This window comes from Legionella busanensis (genome assembly GCF_900461525.1).
GTDB classification, from domain to species: Bacteria; Pseudomonadota; Gammaproteobacteria; order Legionellales; family Legionellaceae; genus Legionella_C; species Legionella_C busanensis.
Window position 1 is genome coordinate 1484666 of record NZ_UGOD01000001.1, and the last position, 19894, is coordinate 1504559.

Genomic DNA, 19894 nt, shown 5'->3' on the forward strand with positions numbered 1-19894 from the left:
TAGACCTCTTACCTAAGCTGTTTATTTTAGGCGATTGCTGTGTTGCAAAGATTTCTCCGGTACTCATTTATTCCATTTAAACGCTGCTCCTTAACCCCCTAGCGCCTTGCACTTACACAAAATAGGTTAGACAAGAAATCTATCCTCTAATTTCTTTACTATAAAAAGCTATGAAAAACGCTAACATTCACCATATTGGAGAATGTTAGCGTTTTTTTATGTTAACTTTTTTATAAATTATATTTTAGCAAGAAGAGAACTATCTAATATAACATCTGAATAACCGGGGGATTCTGTAACATTTAATAAACTCGGATTATTATTTAGACTAGTTGAGTATACAAATATGTTAGCATTACCACGATGTTCATCAAGATAATCTTTATCCGACTGTGATTTAGAAAGGTAATCACCATCAATTAGAAACGCAGAGTAAGTAGGCCCAAGTAAGGATTGCACGCGGTTATGCCCAAAGCCTAAGTAACAGAGATAAGGCCGGTTATTATGCTCTTTTTTAATTATCTCAACTGCGCTTTTATCAAATCGATCTTCTCGCTCTTTCAAATAATCATCCCAGTCTTGTTTAGAAGGGTGTCTAAGATAGTAGGGATCAGGATGACTATTTTTTCTGGCTTCATTACTATCTAATCCAACAATTCTAATTCCTGCTTGGTGTGCTGCATAAATTATATCAGCATAGAGCTCTTTATCTCTTGCATTTATTTCTAATGTAGCTGGGGGACGGGCTGATGGTGAAGAGGAATTATATTTATTCAGCAATTCTTGTTGTTCAACCTGAGAAAACTCCCAGAAAAGTGTTTGTATGCCAAGGCTCTTAAAATATTTAAAATTGGCAATCAAAAATTCTTTAGGAAATTTATGATCATGATTTTCATAAATGAAAATTCCAGGGGTTTCTGAAGATTGATTGCGTTCTATAGTATTATAAAATTCCCGCGTTAATTGTCTTTTTTTGTGCTGTTCGTTACGTAATGATTTGGAAAATATACTCAATGAAGAGACATCTATTTTGCTTTTACCCATGATATAAACCTTATTGTCTGCCTAAACATATAATTAATCCAAATTTGGTTTATCAAATGTTTAGTGAAAATAAGCGCTTTAATTAGACTCTTTGATCAAGGGCCCGTTTAAACTCCTGAACACTGGTATTGGAATGTGGTTTATATTGTTTAGCGCTTTTTTACAAATAATACCGCACCAACCTCGACAACAGTGTCCAGGCAGCGCATTATCATCATATGTTGAAAGCAAATCCGCGGCATTGTAATAATAAGACTAAATTCAATAGCAGAAATTATGCCATTCAATTTTTATTTGGTCAATAATTTTCCAAAATATAAGTGTAAAATAAATACTTAAAGTAAACGTGCTTAATTCTTTGATATTTTAGATTAAAATTTAATCAGATTTTAATTTTAAAATAGACATAAAATTATATTAATCTTTACCTTAGTATATTTTGGGCATCAATAAGCCAATTTTAGTAACTTAAATTAACTATACTTATAGGTATTATAATTTTTAAATTAAGATTGGATTATGACTATCTTAAAAAATGAAAATAGCGCTATTAATAAATTTACTTTAGGCGATCTTAGAGATTTGCTGAAAATTTACCATAAGTCACTAGTGGATAAAGAAATATCTTTTACTAAAGAAATAGAAAGTACGCACGCATTTCTGGAAATGTTAGTCAATGATTTAGATGAAGAGGAAAATAGTCTTATACTTTTTGATGGAAATGCAGATAATTCTGACCAACCCTATATGCTAGAGCTTTATGCAATTGTATTTAAACAATTTGAGTTAAATTTTGAAAATGGTCATGATATGCATCAGGGAGGCAGCCCACTAGACAAACTATATAAAGAATTACATGACCGATTAAATATGAATCTTCCTTACCATCCCCCATTTCAACTTACTAAAGATTCTCCTCATTATCAAAAAAATCTTTCTCAAAATAAAGGGCCCATCGTTATGTATCGGGGCGATTCAAGAGACCCTTTACAATTATTTGGATTAAAAGATAAGGATTTAGTTGATAACAGCATTGCTAATAAAGAGTTAACTATTCGTCCTCTGTCTTCAGGAAACGATGTTTTAGACTCACCGGTTATTGCTGTTGAAAAGAATATTATTTGTGGAACCAAAAAATTTCGTACAGCAGTCATGTATCCACTGGCGCTTAATGAAGATGAAAGCAAGGTTGATTCTGAAACTTGGGTGTATCTTTTAGTTCCAGATAAACTTTATGACGTACATGAACATGCTAAATCTTTTTTGCCCATGGCAATACGGTCCAATGAAAAAATTTATACCTATATTCAAAGTCGATTACGATCTTATGAAATTATTGCTGAAGAAGTAGCTATAGAAAATGTAATTGCAGCAATTAAAGTTAAGCGGCTTCCAACCACAAATATTCTCTCAAATCCCCCTAAATTTATCTTAGGTGAGATTATTAGCAATCCGCGTTGTACTCTTATGACGTCTATTAAGCAGACTGCTTTTGATAGTTTAATTAAATTAAAAGAAGTTAATGAAAAAGTTTGGCAACTAGATAAACCAGACAGCGAATTAAGGCAAGAAGAAAAGGAAGCTATTCAATCAACTAAGGCAGAAGAAGCATTTATAGTTCCATCAGATAAAGATTATGGTAGACCGAGAAAACGCTCTATTGTAGGTCATTTTTTTGAACCTAAGCCATCAAAAGAAATAGATGATTTAGTTAATGCAAGTCAAGAGAAAAAAGAAAACGAGTTACCAACCGAAGAAGATTTACAAAGATTCTTAAGAGATGCTTAGAAGAAAGGCATCTAACTTTAAAGATTAATAATAACCTTATTTTTTTCAGATGCAGTGAAGTTCTTCTATAATATTCTTTATTATCAATTAAATTTTATTTAATTAGTTATGGTGTAAGTGTACGAGAGTTTTGGAGTTAAGCATACAACATTACTATTGAAGATAAAGGAATGTGACGAACAAAAGTAGTAACTACTGCAATTGGCCTTGGAGTTATTGCGGCAGTCTTGCCTATGATAGCCACTCTCTTTTTAGCATGGACGTTGGCTTTTCAGAAAGAAAGCTCAGTTTTATATGAATATACGATGCGAATGCTTAAACGAGCAAAATATACTCTTAATGAAACCCGCAAAAGGCTTCCCTTACTGGAAAATAGTAAAAATAATTTCTCAATTTGTTCTCAAGAACATATTAAATTGATGAATGCAGCGGCTATTTTGATAGCTGAAGCAAAAACAATATCTTATTTTCATCAGGATATTGAACTGTGTACTAGCCATGGTATTTCAGATACTAAGATTTTTCGGTCAAAAACTCATTTTACGCTTCCAGATGGATTAGAAATAGGAGAGCCTATTGAATTTAAATTATCAAATAATAGCCAAGTTCCTTTAGTGCCAGTACGTAAAGAAAATAATTATGATATTTTGATTAATCCAAAACGATTTTCTGATATTATTGTTGATAATGAAGTTTGGTTAGCCATTATTTATGATGGTCAAGTTATTGATGAATAAAATAAATTCAACCTGCGCTGCTTACTGACATTAAAGATAGAATTAAAAATGATAATTTAAACCAGTATTATCATTATCTAGCAGGTAAAGAACGCTTAAAGCCAGCAAATTCCCTTAAGAAGAACCAAGTATTTATCCTTTATGACAGAATGGTATTTATTAGTCAATATAGCCCATTTTATTTCATATCCTCTATGCCAGAATCATTCGTTTATCAAGATTATGAAAAAATGCAATTTATTTTCTTACCATTTGGTTTACTCACTTCATTTTTTATTGTCGGATTAGTAATTTTTTATTCTAAAAAGCAATTATCTTTTAATGCGACTTTAAAAGAGGCCTTAATTAATAATGAATTTTTTGTATGCTATCAGCCTATTGTTAACATTGTATCCGGTAAGTGTTCTGGCGCAGAAGCATTAATTAGATGGCAAAGGCCTAATGGTCAAATAGTAAAACCAGATTTTTTTATTCATTATGCAGAAGAAATGGGAATGATCTCATTTTTAACAGAAAAAGTGATTCATCTTGTTTTCGATGAAATGGGGCAATTTCTTATTCAAAATAAAGATGCACATATTTCAATTAATGTCTCAGCTAATGATATGCAAAATGAGCATATTCTTAAAATATTAGAAGCAAAAATTTTAAAAAGTAAAATAGCAAGACAACAAATATGGCTAGAGCTTACTGAGCGGATTTTTTTAACTATTGAGGAAGTAAAGAAATTTATTATTCAAGCTCGGGATTTAGGTTATATCATCGCTGTTGATGATTTTGGCACGGGATTTTCTAATTTATCTTATTTACAGAATCTTCCTCTAGATATAATAAAAATTGATAAAAGTTTTATTGATAGCTTGGGTACCGGCTCAGTTACAAGTCATGTGGCAGATAACATTATTCAAATGGCAAAGGAAGCAAATTTACAAATTATTGCTGAGGGAGTTGAAAAGCGAGCTCAGTATGATTATTTAAAGGAGAGGGAGGTAAATTATATTCAAGGGTATTTATTTTCAAAGCCACTCTTAACTAATGAATTTATAAGCTTCTTTGTAAATAGCTTGTAATAATAAGAGTCAATAGCCCATGGTTTTTTATCATTATTGATAATTAAGTTTACTATATTTGTGACGTCCCGGAGAGAATTTAAATCTCTGACCTGCCCCTTTAAATTATGTATATTCTTCTGAGCCTAAAGTCCAAATAAATGATTGTATATCGATGTAATCGCGAGGTTTTAGGGCTTCCAAATCATTTTTCAATAGTTTTGCAAAGTTCATTAAACTTTGATAAGTATCCCATGTAGGACGAGAAACATAGTCAAAATCATAATCATATTTTTCCGCCGCAACTTTCGTTACCATAGGCTTCAGATATATAAAATGTTTAGGATCTGCAATAAAACTAAAGACGGTCACTAAAGGCCAAGTTAACACCCGACTTTGTTTTCTTGGTAATGAATCGAGAGTTTCGACAAAATTATTAAAACGTTCACTTTTCTTCCCATGACCATAGATTAAATTATATAAACTTTCAGAGAATTGTTTTGATGCTGAGCGAGTTTTCAAAGCATCGCGTATAGCCATCTTTTCAAAAGAAAATAACAAATGAGTTTTACCTTCTATGGATAAAGCGGTTTCTGCAATCTCTTTATATTTTTTATTTTCTAGTAAATGTGTAAATTGTTTTTTATTTAATAACTTTTGCCAAAGTAAATGCACATTCCACTTATAACCTCTTTCCCAGGAAATATATTTAGGATCAGTAAAACCTGAAGGAAAAAAACCTAAGAATTTTTTATAAGCCTTTTTTCTCATATTTTCTGTTTGCTTCGCAGCCATTTTGACTCTACTAGCTAGTAACTATATTCTAATTATAGTCAAACGATTTTGTATCTAGGGACTAGAACTACGTTAACTCAAAGATGGGGCATAATTGGCATATATTGAAATTTGCTATTTTGTAATATTACACATTTAATTTGCATCCTGGGTGCACCCTGTGAATGTGATTTAAATTTAAGAGATTAGCAAGTAAGCCATTGTTTATATGGCGTCCCGGAGAGGATTCGAACCTCCGACCTGCCCCTTAGGAGGGGGCTGCGCTATCCAGCTGTGCCACCGGGACTGAAGTTCAATATTGTGCAGGAAAATGATTTTACTATCCAGAGTTATTTTTTATTAATAGCAGAAACGTCCTTAAGAATTGGTTTAAAAAGGATGTTTTTCACCATTCCAATCTAAAAAGTTAGTCATGTCTTTATAAATGCACAGACTAGGGGAATTTAGAGTAAATAGCCTGCCATTATGCCTAAATAAGCTATCTAGATTTTCATTAATTTCCAGAAGTAAACTTTGTTTATGCGCTAAAGGAATGTCTTTATATAGATAACCAAAAGTAATATGAAATGGTCTATGTATATTACCGAGCAAATCAAATTCTTCAGCCATTTTCATAATGTGCTCATTTTGATTTGTAGGAAAACTAACACTTAGATGCAAAGTTTCAGAAATACTTACTTCCTGCAAAGTGATCTCGGGAGTAAACTGATTTTGTTGCAAATAATCAAATAGCTTTTTAAAAAAAGGCTTATAACTTATTAATAATGCTTGCCAATCAGCCTGACCACATTCAGCTCGATTAAATAACCTGATTGTTGTCATATGGTAACTTTGATAGGGAAGTGGCGTGTAATATTGTTTTGCTAACATTGGCTGAGAGATAATTTGCTGAACTTTTTGCCAGAAATTCTCATCTTTTTGATTTATTTTAGCAATAATAGTAATACCTGGATAATTACAATAACGTCCTTGAGCGTCAATTTTTTCTAAATTCATTTGGCTAATTCCATTACAAATTATTAAGTAAGAGCTAGAAGTCTGAGCTAATTTAATTATCTAGTCACTTTAAGTTTAGTAAACGAACCGATTTTTATTGAAAAAATATTAGATGTCTATCGGTAAACCTGATTTTTTTTAATGTATTGACCTACTGATATAGGTAAATCAGAATTTATTGAATCATCGTGTTTGATTTTGGCACGAACTGCCGTTGAAGACAGATTATATAAGCCTGCATTGAATTGATAAATTAAACCATGGGCTCTTTTTTGAATATGTTTTGCTTTATAAGTTTCTTGCTCATTTAGCAAATCACGTAAACATTGTGATTTCAATTGATATCCTGGTCTTGAAATAACAAGAATATTAGCCAATTGCAGGAGCCGCCCCCATTGATACCATTGTGGTAACGTTGCAAAAGCATCTATTCCCAGAAGTAGTGAAATAGCTATAGTATTACCTAACTCAGCACGATAATCTTCTAAAGTAGTTACCATATAAGAAGGTGTTTCACGATTTATTTCTCGCGTATCAATTTCAAAATGCAATTCTGATTTGTTAGTTTCCTCTATTGCGAGCCTTAGCATTTCTAAACGTTGTGTTGTGCTAGCTTGGGCGTTGTCTTTTAAAACAGGCACTTTACAAGGTAAAAAAATAAAGCGGTCAAAATGAAAGTAGTTTTGAACATTGATTGCAGTATTTATATGGCCATTATGAATGGGATCAAATGTTCCGCCAAAAATAATTAAATTAGACAAAACATACCTACCTTTTTAGCTGTGCATAGCGATAAAGTAATACTTTCTAAAAGCTGCCATACCTGTTTGCTTTGGGTTGTCTTTATTTGCATATCGAGGTGTTTACATTGCTTTAAAAGGCTACTTAACAAGCTGAAATCATGACGTTTTAAAGCTGCTTGATAAAGATTTATTTTAGCTGGCCATATTTTCAATTGATTTGCAGCATTTTGCAAAGATTCACCATTCTGAGTTAAATGATGAAGTTTCATGAGTAGGCGGATTTCTTGCGCAAGTAACCATAAAATCAAGGTCGGTTCTGTTTTATTATTACAGGTTTGTTTTAAGATTTGTATCGCCTTTATTGCATCACCAATAAGGCAAGTTTGAGCAAGTTCAAAAAGAGAGTAATTGGTTTGATTATGTAAGTGATCTTTTATTTCATCTAGCGTTAAAGATTGATGGGGCTCCTGTATTAATTCTAATTTTTCTAAAAACTGTGCACAGGCAAATAAATTGCCTTCATTAAATTGATAAATTAAGGTTGCAATATGAGGGTCTGATAACCCAAATTTTTGTAAGCGTTCATGTAGCCATTTTTTAATAAGAGTTGCATTTGGTGTTATTACTTGAATAATTGAAACGAGTTCATGATTGAAGATAAATTGTAATTGCTTAGGCGGTAGGTTTGGTGCCTTAAATAATAATAAGCAGCTAGGATTAGGGTTATTTAAATAATCCTGAAGAAAGCTTTTTCCGGCGCTTTCTAATAACTTTTTATCATAACGAACGTCAATTAAAGTTGCATTGGTAAATAAAGCATAGCTGTTAGCTTTATTTTCTAGTGCTGCCCAATCAGTAGCACTTTCAATAAAAACAGTTGTGCTTTCAATTTCATTATCATGTTGCTTAAGCCAAGCTTGTTTAATCGCTTGGGTAAGCTGATTGATTTGAAAAAGTTCCTGCCCAAGAAGAAAAAAAATTGCTGGTAATCTTTTGGGTAATTGCACAGTTAGGCTATTGTATTTACTAAACACGTTTTTCCCATTGCTAATTACTAAACTAACGTAAGTTCAACCTTCAAAGAGAAAAGCTCTTAAATCATTAAACAAACGTTATTCTGTAAAATACACAGCATTTAATCCAGAAATCAAAAATAAGTAAATAAACAACTTAAACTTGTTTAAATTAATTTCTTAATTTTATCCATATCTATTTTTATCTCGCTAATTTCCACTACTATTTTTTAAACAAGACTATTACTGATTAAATTTTAGCTGGCTTAGCTGAAAAATAATTTGCCTTACAGCATCTTGGCGCATTTCATGATAAAGCATGGCTTCTTCAGCGTCAGAGCCTAATATACGATTATTATTCACAGTCAACTGCCGACTTGAAGTGACAGTACGTGAAGTAATAACTTTTTCGCCACCAGGTTTAAGCAAGGAATATTGGGCTGTATAAATTAATAGATATTGTCTTGGTGTAGTGCTTGCGCCAACGCCTGTAATTTGCTGCTGCGTTGTATCTTTTTCTAAAATTAATAAGTAACTGGCTTGACTGGGATTATCGGTCACATGGATCTTATAGCCTTGTAAGCTATCTTTAAGCATTGGTCCTAGATCTTGATGAGCGCCACGAATAACAATAGCTATATTGTTAAATGCAGTTGGCATTTCAACATAACCACGTAGTTTAAAGCCACATCCAGCTATAAAAATTATAGATAAGAATAATACTAAGCGTTTAATCATTATTTAACAACCAAATTGATAAGTTGACGGTGGGTAACAACAATAGCTTTTACAATCGTTTTTCCTGTTATAAAGCTTTGTGATTGCTCTTTGGCAATTTCAATTAATTGGCTTTCATCTGTCTCAGTAGCTACAGTAAATTGTGCTCTTAATTTTCCATTTACTTGCACCACGAAAGTAGTTTCATCACTCTTTAAAGCATTTTTATCTACTCGAGGCCAGGGCGCATCAATAATAATTTTATCATAGCCTAATTTAATCCAAAGATGATGACATAAATGTGGCGTAATCGGTGCTAAAAGACGTAAAAGTACACTCATGGCGTTATTTAGGAAAAACCGATCATCATCTGTTTCGATAGAGTAAGTAGATAATTCATTAAATAATTTCATACAACCAGAAACAACTGTATTAAACTGTTGACGCTCATAATCATGGCTGGCTTGCGCTAAAATTTGATTGATATTACGGTATGATTTTTTTAAACGTCCTTCTGCATGATCCCAATCGATATGGCCATTGCCACCATAAATGCTATCATTTGTTTCGATAAATAATTGCCGATGTTGATATCCAAAAGACCACACTCGTTTTAAAAAACGATGAGCACCTTCGACTGCTGCGTCAGACCATTCTAGAGATTGTTCCGGAGGTGCTGCAAACATGACAAATAATCTAGCAGTATCTGCGCCATAAGTATCAATCAAATGATTTGGATCAACAACATTACCTAATGACTTAGACATTTTATGTCCATCTTTTAGGACCATTCCTTGTGTTAAAAGACGTATAAACGGCTCATCAGAATTTACCAAACCTTCATCACGCATGAGCTTGTGAAAAAAACGGGCATATAATAGATGCATCACTGCGTGTTCAATGCCACCAATATACTGATCAACAGGCGTCCAGTATTTAGCGCGATCGTCTAGCATGGCATTATCTTGTCCCTTACAAGCAAAACGTGCGTAATACCAAGATGATTCTATAAAGGTATCAAAGGTATCAGTTTCCCTTGTTGCGTCCTGATCACATTTAGGACACCGAACATGAGTAAACGCCATAGAGTTTGCTAAAGGAGATCCACTACCTGTTAATGCAATATCATCAGGAAGAGTGACTGGCAAATCTTCTTCTGGCACTGGAACAATTCCGCAGTCTTCGCAATGAATCATAGGAATAGGTGTACCCCAATAGCGTTGACGTGAAATACCCCAGTCTCGTAAACGATAATTAACGGTTACTCGGCCTAAATCATGTTCTTCTAAATAATTGGCAATAACCTTTATGGCTTCACTTGACTCAAGTTCATTAAATTGCTTTGAATTAATAAGTTTACCCGCACCAGTAAAGGCTGATTTAGAAAAATCATGTTTTTCATTATTTAAGGGAGTAATAACTTGTTTAACGGGTAAATTATATTTAGCAGCAAATTCAAAATCACGTTGATCATGAGCAGGAACTGCCATCACTGCTCCAGAGCCATATTGCATTAAAACAAAATTAGCTATCCAAACTGGCAATTCTTCATTAGTAATTGGATGAAGAGCCGTAAAATTTGTATCAATACCACGTTTTTCCATTGTCGCGAGATCTGCTTCTGCAACCCGCCCACATTGGCAACTATCAAGAAAGGACTGAATTTCTTTTGACTGTCGAGCTGCTTCTTTAGCAAGTGGATGATCAGGCGCTATGGCTAAATATGTTGTGCCTAAAAGGGTATCCGGTCTTGTGGTGTAAATTTTTAAGCGTTTAGCATAGTTATTGACTTGAAAATGAATTTCGCAACCTTCAGAGCGACCAATCCAGTTGCGCTGCATTTGTTTTACTTGGGCTGGCCATTCAGTTAATGTATCTAAATCTCGCAATAATTCATCAGCATAAGCAGTAATTTTGATAAACCATTGAGGAATTTCTCGGCGTTCAACTAAAGCACCTGAGCGCCAACCACGACCGTCAACTACTTGTTCATTAGCCAGAACTGTCTGATCAACAGGATCCCAATTCACTACAGCATTTTTTTTATAAACTAATCCTTTTTCATATAATTTTATAAAAAACCACTGCTCCCAACGATAATAATCAGGATCACAGGTTGCTAATTCTCTTTTCCAATCATAAGCATTGCCTAATTTTAGAAATTGTTCCTTCATCGAAGAGATGTTTTTCTTAGTCCACTCAGCTGGATGAATACCATGTTTAATAGCTGCATTTTCAGCGGGTAGGCCAAATGCATCCCAGCCAATGGGCTGGAGGACATTTTTTCCTAAAGCACGTTGATAACGTGCAATAACATCTCCTAAGGTATAGTTACGAACATGACCCATATGAAGTGTGCCACTCGGATAGGGAAACATGGATAAACAATAAAATTTTTCTTTATTTAAGTCTTCAGTAACACTAAAGCTTTGCTTTTTATGCCAATATTGCTGTGCCTGTTCTTCAATTTCTCGCGGTTTATAGCTGGTATCCATAGATTATACGTTATATTCAACTGGGCTGGTAAGGATAGCGCCTCTTGTGCTTTGCAGCAATAGTTTGATTAGAGAGTTTAATAAACAAAAGTTGATAAGCAGTAAAGAAGAGAAAAATTAATAGACTAAAAACAAGAATAGGTGCATCACCTACAATTACCCAAGGCGTTTTTCCACTAGCGGGAAAAATCGTTGCTTTTAATACGCCATCACGAAAAGCCGGTAAAGCATTTTCAATTTTTCCTTGAGGATTAATCACAGCTGACAAGCCATCATTATTAGATGATATCTGATAGCGAGCTGTTTGTAGTGAGCGAACTTGGGCCATTTGTAAATGTTGATAAAGTGCAAATGAATGACCAAACCAGCCATCATCACTAATGGAAACTATCCATTTGGCATCAGGTAATTGTTCACGTAGCAAATTACCATAAGCAATTTCATAACAAATTAAAGTAGCAATAGGGTAATTATGTACTTGTATTAAAGCTTGATTAGTAAACCCTGGCCTCATATTTGGATCTTCAATACCTAACCAAGAAGTTATGAGTTGAAATAAACTTGGAATATACTCCCCAAAGGGCACTAAATGTTGTTTAAGATAAGTGCCTTTAGCAGCTCCTAAGCTTGTTAATGCATTAAAAAAAGTATGTTGCTCTATGGTAGTGGGTTGAGGTATGCCAAATAAAATAGCGCTGCCTTTTTCTTTAGCTTTTTCATCTAGGTCGTCTAAAAATTCACTAATGTAGGTTGCTGGTAGTGGAATAGCTGACTCTGGCATAACAATGACGTCAGTTCCCAATAAGGATTTGGTAGTTTGCTGATAACGATCTAAGAGCTGCCAAAATAGTCCTTCATCCCATTTATCACGCATAGATAAATTAGCCTGAATAACACCAACTGAAACAGGTTTTTTGTCATCAATCTGCGCCCAGCTAACATTTTTTAATAAAATTGGCGAAGCTAATAGAGCAATGAACAAAAATAGGTAATTATAACGATAAATGCTATCTTTTTTATTTATTGCATTACTTATTAAAGTTGCAGCCAAACAGGAAATAAAACTTACACCAAAAACGCCAAGAATTGGTAAAAAGAAGCGTGTAGGTGCATCAATTTGACCAAAGCCTATCAATAGCCATGGAAAACCACTTAAAAAAGTTGCACGCAGGTATTCGTTAATTAACCAAAGTGCACTAAAGAGTAGACTAGCGCCTATTGTATAGGGTTTAAGTACAAGACGACAAAATAGGCTAGCAACTAATGCAGGAAAACAAGAGAGATACAGTAAAAAAAGAAAAGTAAATAAACCTGATGTAATAATACTTAGATGACCATAGTTATGAATACTAACGTAAACCCAGGAAGTTCCAAATCCAAAGAAGCCAAGTCCAAAAAATAAGCCACTAAAAAAAGGCGAGGTTTCTTTTTTATTATTTAACTGGTGATAAAAAAGTGCCAGACCTAAAAGGGCTAACCCTGGTAAATGAAAGGGCGCAAAACCAAAAGGAAGTAATAGACCAAATAAGAAATATTGGAGATAGGGGATACGCTCTAAAGCACGTGTTGATAAAAGCTCAAATTTATTTACAGACGCACTTATCATAGTAGTTAAGTAAGATACTATAAAAAAAGCAACAATATGATACTAACTATAAAAGGTCAAGAATTTTACAAGTTATTGTAATTCTCGGCGAGTGAACTATCTGATTTTAAAGATAAAACCTCAGTTCTATTTCAGAGGATTCTATTTATAATCTCTAACACTAGTTCAAGAAATTAAATTTTTAGTGTAGGATGACTCGTCGTTTTACCATGGAGAAGGAAAGTATGTATAACGTTATGATTACAGGAGCAGGCAAGATTGGCAGTTTAATCGCGTGTTTGCTAGCCGGTAGTGGTGATTATGAGGTGCATTTAGCTGATTTGGAGTTTTCAGGAACCGATGTAAGTCGATTGCTTCAAGCTTTACCTAATATCAAAACGGTTGCTCTTGATGTCACTAATGAAGGTTCAATTAAATCTTATCTACAAAAAAATAATATTATCGCGGTTATTTCAAGCCTTCCTTACTTTCTTAATACCTATGTTGCTGAGGCAGCAAAATCATCTAAAGCTCACTATTTTGACTTAACAGAAGATACTGCTGTAACTGAAGCTGTAAAAAAGATAGCAGAAGGGGCATCTACGGCTTTAGTACCACAATGTGGTTTAGCGCCTGGTTTTATTAGTATTGCTGCTAATAGTCTAATGCAAGAATTCGAACAATGCTTTCATGCTAAGCTTCGTGTAGGCGCATTGCCACAACGGGCTAATAACGCACTTCACTATTCCTTAACTTGGTCAACTGATGGCGTTATTAATGAATATGGTAATCCTTGTTATGGTATTGAACAGGGCGAATCCATTGTTATGAAACCTTTAGAGGGTTTAGAGTCTATTCAAATTGATGGCTGTGAGTATGAAGCTTTCAATACCTCCGGCGGTTTAGGTAGCTTAGGTGATTTGTATAATGGAAAAGTTAAAACTCTAAATTACAAAACGATGCGCTATCCCGGACATTGTGAAAAAATGCGTCTTTTAATGAATGATCTAAAATTAAATGAAGACCGTGAAACACTAAAACGAATACTTGAGCGAGCTGTTCCAAAAACCTACCAAGATATTGTCATTGTTTACGTTACAGTTGAAGGTATTAAACAAGGTGAGCTTACTGAAAAAAGTTATGTTAAGAAAATTTACCCAGAAGTCATTCATGGTCTTGAGTGGTCTGCTATCCAAGTAAGTACTGCATCTGGAGTATGTGCAGTAGTTGATTTGGTTTTAGGGCAGGCAAATGAATATCATGGCTTGGTATTGCAAGAAAAATTCCGTTTAGCTGACGTGTTAGCGAACCGTTTTGGTCAATATTACGCCTAGGAGTAAAGTATGGACTTTCTTAAGCATTTAAAAATTGAAGCGTTAAACCCTGGTGCTTTTAGTGGTTTAGGCTGGCAAAGTGAAATTAATTCAAATAGGTTTGATTCAATAAATCCTGCAACAGAAGAAAAATTAGGTGAAGTATCAGGTTGTTCAGAAGAGGATTATCACACCTTAATGAAGAGGGCCGAGAAAGCAGCTATAGAATGGCAGCGTTATCCTGCACCTAAACGAGGTGAGATTATTCGTCAAGTGGGTCAAGCTTTACGTGAACATAAAGATTGGTTAGGTAGTCTTGTTTCCCTAGAAATGGGCAAATCAAAACAAGAAGGTGATGGCGAAGTACAAGAAATGATTGATATCGCTGACTTTGCAGTCGGCCAATCACGAATGCTTTATGGAAACACGATGCATTCTGAAAGACCTAATCATCGAATGTATGAACAGTGGCATCCTTATGGTGTTATTGGCGTAATATCAGCATTTAATTTTCCAGTGGCTGTTTGGTCTTGGAATGCTTTTCTTGCAGCTATTTGCGGTAATGTCACTATTTGGAAACCATCTGCTAAAACGCCACTTTGTGCTATTGCAGCGCATAAAATTTGTAGTGAAGTGTTAGTAAGAAATAATTGTCCGGAAATTTTTGGCCTACTCATTCCACACTCTCATACTGTGGTAGAAAAAATGGTTGATGATGCTCGTATGCCATTGATTTCTTTTACAGGATCTACTGAAGTAGGTAGGCAAGTTGCAGCAAAAGTAGCAGGTCGTTTAGGAAAAACGATTTTAGAACTTGGAGGCAATAACGCTATCATTTTAGATGAGTCAGCTGATCTTAATTTAGCTATACCTGCTATTGTTTTCGGTGCCGTAGGTACCGCAGGGCAACGGTGCACCTCAACAAGACGTTTATTTGTCCATCAATCGATGTATAGTGATGTTCTAAAAAGATTGCAACATGCTTATGAACAAGTAACAATTGGTGATCCACTCGATGTTAAAAATTTAATGGGTCCTCTGATTGATAAACAAGCTGTTGATCAATTTACTAAAGCTATTGAGCGTATTAAATCTGCTGGCGGAAAAATAGCATTTGGGGGTGAGCCTTTAGATAATAAAGGGTATTTTGTTCAACCAACTTTAGTGACTGATATTGAAAACAGTTGGGATATTGTGCAGCAAGAGACATTTGCTCCAATTTTATATGTAATGCTCTATAATAATATAGAAGAGGCAATTAACTTTCAAAATGGTGTTCCTCAAGGTTTATCATCTGCGTTATTTACACAGAATCTTAAAAATGCAGAGCGTTTTCTAAGCCCCTTTGGCAGTGATTGTGGAATTGCTAATATTAATATTGGTACCTCAGGTGCTGAGATTGGTGGTGCTTTTGGTGGTGAAAAAGATACAGGGGGAGGTCGCGAATCAGGATCAGACTCTTGGAAAGCCTATATGCGCAGACAAACAAATACAATTAATTGGGGTGATGATTTACCATTAGCGCAAGGTATTCGTTTTAACTTAGGTTAATTGGCTTATTTAACCTTATTGTTATCGTTATCCTCGCGTCTTAATGTTACTGTCATCCCCGCGTAGGCGGGGATCCATGTTCAATTTGGTACGGTATTAATCTGGATGATATAAACAAATGAAGGAATGACCAAATCAAAAATGGTCAACTTAATTTTTAGATCACACAGTAAATAGCGAGTGTAGGTTGGGCTCAGCACAGCGCAGCCCAACAATTTCAGTCATAAGGCAGGTAGCTTTATTTATTATTTTTTTGGCTGTACTCCGTTTAGCCCAACCTACTTTGCTATCATGCAGTAATAGTATTTCTATAACTTTTAATGTTATGAAAAAAGAGCAATAAAATATAAAATTTAATAAAAATAATTTTTATCGAATTTACTTTAACTAAGGATGAATCATGCAGGAGCCTTTTTTAATTAAAAAAGTTGCGGTTCTTGGCGCAGGTGTGATGGGTTCGCAAATTGCTGCTCATTGTATCAATGCAGGTATTGAAACCTTATTATTTGATTTAGCTAATAAAGAAGGTAATAGTAACGCTCTGGTTGAAAAAGCAATTGCAAATTTAAATAAACTAAAACCAACGCCAGTAGCGACACCTTCAACAGCCTCTTTAATACAACCCAAAAATTATTCACAAAATTTAAATGAGCTAGCTGATTGTGATTTAATCATTGAAGCGATTGCTGAGCGTATGGATTGGAAAGAAGATCTTTATAAGCGCATTGCTCCTTTTATTAATGATCAGGCTATTTTAGTAAGTAATACCTCTGGTTTAAGTATCAATAAGTTATCAAGTGTATTACCTGAATCACTGCATAATCGATTTTGTGGGGTCCACTTTTTTAACCCACCACGCTATATGCATCTTGCTGAATTGATTCCAGCAAAAACCACATCTAGCAAGTTATTAGCAAACTTAGAAACTTGGTTAACTAGTTATCTAGGTAAAGGTGTCGTTATTGCAAAAGATACACCTAATTTTATTGCCAATAGAATTGGCGTATTTTCCCTATTAGCAACTTTAGAGCATGCCCAAGCTATGCAACTGGGTTTAGATGAAGTAGATGTGCTAACGGGTACTTTAATTGGTCGGCCTAAATCAGCTACGTTAAGAACTATGGATGTTGTTGGATTAGATACCATGCAGCATGTTGTCCATACAATGTATGAACAGTTAACCGATGATCCTTGGCATGATTTATTTAAATTACCTGATTGGTTAAATAACCTAATTGAACAAAAACACCTTGGGCAGAAAACCGGGCAGGGAATTTATCGTAAAGTAGGAAAGACAATTGAAGTGTATGACTATTTAAGCGACTCTTATCGTGTTGCCAATGGGCAAATTAGTCCAGAAATTAAATCAATTATGGCTATTAAAGAGCCTGATAAATGGATGAACGCTTTACTTGCTTCAAATGATAAACAAGCAAAATTCTTGGTTGCGTGTTTTAGAGATTTATTTCATTACTGTGCTTTTCATTTAGAGCATATAGCAAATAGCGTGCGCGATGTCGACTTAGCTATGCGCTGGGGCTTTGGCTGGCGCAATGGCCCTTTTGAGACTTGGCAACAAGTTGGTATTGAGCGTATGCAGCAGTTAATAGAAACTGATAAAGCTAATAACCAAACATTAAGTCAGGCAAACTTACCAAACTGGTTAGACGATCGTCCTGCTTTTTATAATAATGAAGGCGCTTTTTCTCCTAATGAAAATCATTTTATACCGAGAAGTTCTTTACCAGTGTACAAAAAACAATATTTTTCTAATCAACTCATTGGTGAAAAAAATATTAAGCTTGAAAGCTTGTTTGAAAATGAGGGTGTTAAGTTATATCGCTTTAAGGATGATGTAGGTTTACTGTCTTTTAAAAGTAAAGCAAATACTATTGGTCAGTCTGTGCTTGACGGTTTGTACCAAGCTATCGATATCGTTGAGCATCAATGTCAAGGTTTAATTATTTATCAAGACAGTCCTGAAAATTTTAGTTCTGGGGCTGATTTACGCGGTGTTGCGTCATTAGTGCAAGCTGGAAAAGTAGCTGCAGTAGAGGAAATGTTAAGTCAATTCCAACAAGTTGTTATGCGTTTGAAATATTGCTCAGTACCAACGATTGCTGCCTTACGAGGTCGTGCATTAGGCGGTGGCTGTGAGCTTATGATGCATTGTCATAGAGTTGTTGCTGCATTTGAGTCTTATCCAGGCCTGGTAGAAGTGGGGGTTGGCCTTATTCCGGCTGGTGGTGGCTGTAAAGAATTGGCACTCCGAGCGGCTTTAGCAGCAGGCAAAGCTGATTTAATGACCTTTATTCAACCTTATTTTGAGCAAATAGCAACTGCAACAGTTGCAAGTAGCGTTCCTGATGCTCTAGAGAGAGGCTTTTTGCAGGCAGGTGATTTCTGGGTTATGCACAGTGAAGAAGTCCTTTATGCAGCCTTAGCAGAGATAAAAGCACTTGCAGCAAGAAATTATCAAGCACCTCTTAAGCGACAATTTAAAGTAGCAGGACGTGAAGGGCATGCTAAATTACAAGCTGGCCTAGTGAATTGGTTAGAAGGCGGTTTTATTTCTCAACATGATTATTATCTAGCTAATCTACTTGCTGAGGTAATGTGTGGCGGTGATGTGTATCAAGGTACAGTAGTTGATGAGCAATGGTTACTTAATTTAGAAAGAAGAGCTTTTATAGAGCTTTTAGAAACCCCATTGACCCAGGCGCGTATTGCGCATCTACTCGAAACTGGCAAGCCACTACGTAATTAATCAAGGAGCAATCAATGACCAATATTTATATAGTTGATGTATTACGTACTCCTGTTGGTAAGGCGCCACGTGGTGTGTTTAGACATACATTACCTGATGATCTTTTAGCCCATACAATTAGAACGTTAATGTCACGTAATCCTTCTGTTGACTGGAAAGCGGTTGGCGATGTTGTGATTGGCTGCGCGATGCCTGAAGCAGAGCAAGGTATGAATGTCGCACGTATTGCTTCATTACTAGCTGGTATGCCAAATTCAGTACCTGCAATGACAATTAATCGTTTTTGCTCTTCAGGGGTACAAAGTATTGCAACGGCTGCGACTGCTATTAGTCAAGGCGCTATGCCTCTGGCGCTAGCTGGAGGTGTTGAAAGCATGTCTATGGTTCCCTTAGGCGGTAATAAGTACACAGCTAATCCTGCTATTTTCCAAAATGAACATGTAGCTATTGCTTACGGAATGGGTATTACTGCAGAAAATGTAGCAAAACAATGGGAAATTTCGCGCGAAGAACAAGATGAATTTGCTGCCGAGAGCCATAAGCGAGCCATTGCCGCGCAACAACGTGGTGACTTTGATCAAGAAATAGTGCCTATAGAAATTACGGAGCGTCATCCTAATTTATCAACTGATAAAGTCCTTACTAATAAGCGATTAATAGATAAAGATGAGGGTCCTCGAGCTGATACCTCTTATGAGGCTATTGCACGTTTACGTCCTGTTTTTTCAGCTAAAGGGAGTGTAACAGCAGGTAATAGCTCTCAAACAAGTGATGGAGCAGCTATTGCTCTTTTAGCAAGCGAAGAGGCTATAAAGCAATTTGATTTACAACCTATGGGACGCTTACTTAGCTATGCAGTTGCAGGTGTTGCGCCTGAGGTAATGGGCATAGGACCTGTCAATGCTGTTCCTCTAGCTCTACAAAATGCAGGAATTACTTTAGAGCAATTAGATTGGATTGAACTAAATGAAGCGTTTGCTGCCCAAGCATTAGCTGTTATTAAGACGCTTAATTTGCCGCGTGAAAAAGTAAATCCACTAGGTGGGGCTATTGCTTTAGGTCATCCACTTGGTGCTACAGGTACAATTCGTGCAGCTACCTTGTTACATGGACTGCGTCGGATTAAAGGACGCTATGGTATGGTTACTATGTGTATTGGTACTGGTATGGGAGCTGCTGCTATTTTTGAAGCTGTCTAAGAGTTTAAAGTAGCAGAGTTCGTATTGATTATGCTGCTACTTAAATTAAAAGCGTAGATTTGTCCATTTTCCTCTCCCTAACCCTCTCCCGCGAAAAGCATC

At 35.3% G+C, this 19894-nt stretch carries 15 protein-coding genes and 1 tRNA gene; 7 read left to right on the plus strand and 9 right to left on the minus strand.

Annotation, left to right across the window (positions count from 1 at the left end):
* Positions 1-237: 237 nt before the first annotated feature.
* A complete protein-coding gene (locus tag DYH30_RS06680; protein WP_115330904.1) occupies positions 238-1044 on the minus strand; it encodes a TraB/GumN family protein in 807 nt (268 codons plus the stop codon).
* 519 nt (positions 1045-1563) lie between these two features.
* Between DYH30_RS06680 and DYH30_RS06685 the strand changes: the two genes are divergently transcribed.
* The 3 genes from DYH30_RS06685 (at position 1564) to DYH30_RS06695 (ending at position 4639) form a co-directional block, all read left to right on the plus strand.
* Positions 1564-2832 carry a hypothetical protein gene (locus tag DYH30_RS06685; RefSeq protein WP_115330905.1) on the plus strand — a complete coding sequence of 423 codons (1269 nt, stop codon included), beginning with the start codon at positions 1564-1566 and terminating at the stop codon, positions 2830-2832.
* A gap of 233 nt (positions 2833-3065) precedes the next feature.
* Positions 3066-3569, plus strand: coding sequence for an EAL domain-containing protein (locus tag DYH30_RS06690; RefSeq protein ID WP_115330906.1), 504 nt, complete (start codon positions 3066-3068; stop codon positions 3567-3569).
* A gap of 194 nt (positions 3570-3763) precedes the next feature.
* Positions 3764-4639, plus strand: a complete 876-nt coding sequence (locus DYH30_RS06695; protein ID WP_160116168.1) for an EAL domain-containing protein — start codon at positions 3764-3766, stop codon at positions 4637-4639.
* Between the two features lie 105 nt (positions 4640-4744).
* Here the strand turns inward: DYH30_RS06695 and DYH30_RS06700 are convergent, their stop codons facing one another.
* The 8 genes from DYH30_RS06700 to lnt form a co-directional block, all read right to left on the minus strand.
* Complete coding sequence (locus tag DYH30_RS06700) at positions 4745-5413, minus strand: hypothetical protein (RefSeq protein WP_115330908.1); 669 nt, start codon at positions 5411-5413, stop codon at positions 4745-4747.
* 209 nt (positions 5414-5622) lie between these two features.
* Positions 5623-5699 (minus strand) — tRNA-Arg (locus DYH30_RS06705).
* A gap of 83 nt (positions 5700-5782) precedes the next feature.
* Positions 5783-6409, minus strand: coding sequence for a DUF1868 domain-containing protein (locus tag DYH30_RS06710; RefSeq protein WP_115330909.1), 627 nt, complete (start codon positions 6407-6409; stop codon positions 5783-5785).
* A 116-nt stretch (positions 6410-6525) separates the two neighbouring features.
* The gene (gene nadD, locus DYH30_RS06715) at positions 6526-7170 is read right to left on the minus strand and encodes a nicotinate-nucleotide adenylyltransferase (protein ID WP_115330910.1); all 645 of its coding nucleotides are present in this window, start codon (positions 7168-7170) and stop codon (positions 6526-6528) included.
* Complete coding sequence (gene holA / locus DYH30_RS06720; protein ID WP_160116169.1) at positions 7158-8186, minus strand: DNA polymerase III subunit delta; 1029 nt, start codon at positions 8184-8186, stop codon at positions 7158-7160. Before holA ends, nadD begins: the two co-directional genes overlap by 13 nt.
* Positions 8187-8408: 222 nt before the next feature.
* Positions 8409-8903 (minus strand): LPS-assembly lipoprotein LptE, encoded by a 495-nt coding sequence (locus DYH30_RS06725; protein ID WP_115330912.1) that lies wholly within the window; start codon positions 8901-8903, stop codon positions 8409-8411.
* The gene (gene leuS / locus DYH30_RS06730; RefSeq protein WP_115330913.1) at positions 8903-11377 is read right to left on the minus strand and encodes a leucine--tRNA ligase; all 2475 of its coding nucleotides are present in this window, start codon (positions 11375-11377) and stop codon (positions 8903-8905) included. Before leuS ends, DYH30_RS06725 begins: the two co-directional genes overlap by 1 nt.
* A gap of 16 nt (positions 11378-11393) precedes the next feature.
* The gene (gene lnt / locus DYH30_RS06735) at positions 11394-12983 is read right to left on the minus strand and encodes an apolipoprotein N-acyltransferase (RefSeq protein ID WP_115330914.1); all 1590 of its coding nucleotides are present in this window, start codon (positions 12981-12983) and stop codon (positions 11394-11396) included.
* Between the two features lie 224 nt (positions 12984-13207).
* On the opposite strand from lnt, the gene DYH30_RS06740 reads away from it, so the two are divergent.
* The 4 genes from DYH30_RS06740 to DYH30_RS06755 all read left to right on the plus strand — a co-directional run bounded on the left by DYH30_RS06740 (position 13208) and on the right by DYH30_RS06755 (position 19792).
* Positions 13208-14296: a saccharopine dehydrogenase family protein gene (locus DYH30_RS06740; protein ID WP_115330915.1), complete on the plus strand. Its 1089-nt coding sequence runs from the start codon at positions 13208-13210 to the stop codon at positions 14294-14296.
* Between the two features lie 9 nt (positions 14297-14305).
* Positions 14306-15826 (plus strand): L-piperidine-6-carboxylate dehydrogenase, encoded by a 1521-nt coding sequence (amaB, locus tag DYH30_RS06745; protein WP_115330916.1) that lies wholly within the window; start codon positions 14306-14308, stop codon positions 15824-15826.
* A 400-nt stretch (positions 15827-16226) separates the two neighbouring features.
* Positions 16227-18593 (plus strand): 3-hydroxyacyl-CoA dehydrogenase/enoyl-CoA hydratase family protein, encoded by a 2367-nt coding sequence (locus DYH30_RS06750; protein WP_115330917.1) that lies wholly within the window; start codon positions 16227-16229, stop codon positions 18591-18593.
* Positions 18594-18607: 14 nt separating this feature from the next.
* On the plus strand, positions 18608-19792 hold the full coding sequence (locus tag DYH30_RS06755; RefSeq protein ID WP_115330918.1) for an acetyl-CoA C-acyltransferase: 1185 nt from the start codon (positions 18608-18610) through the stop codon (positions 19790-19792).
* Positions 19793-19894 lie beyond the last annotated feature (102 nt).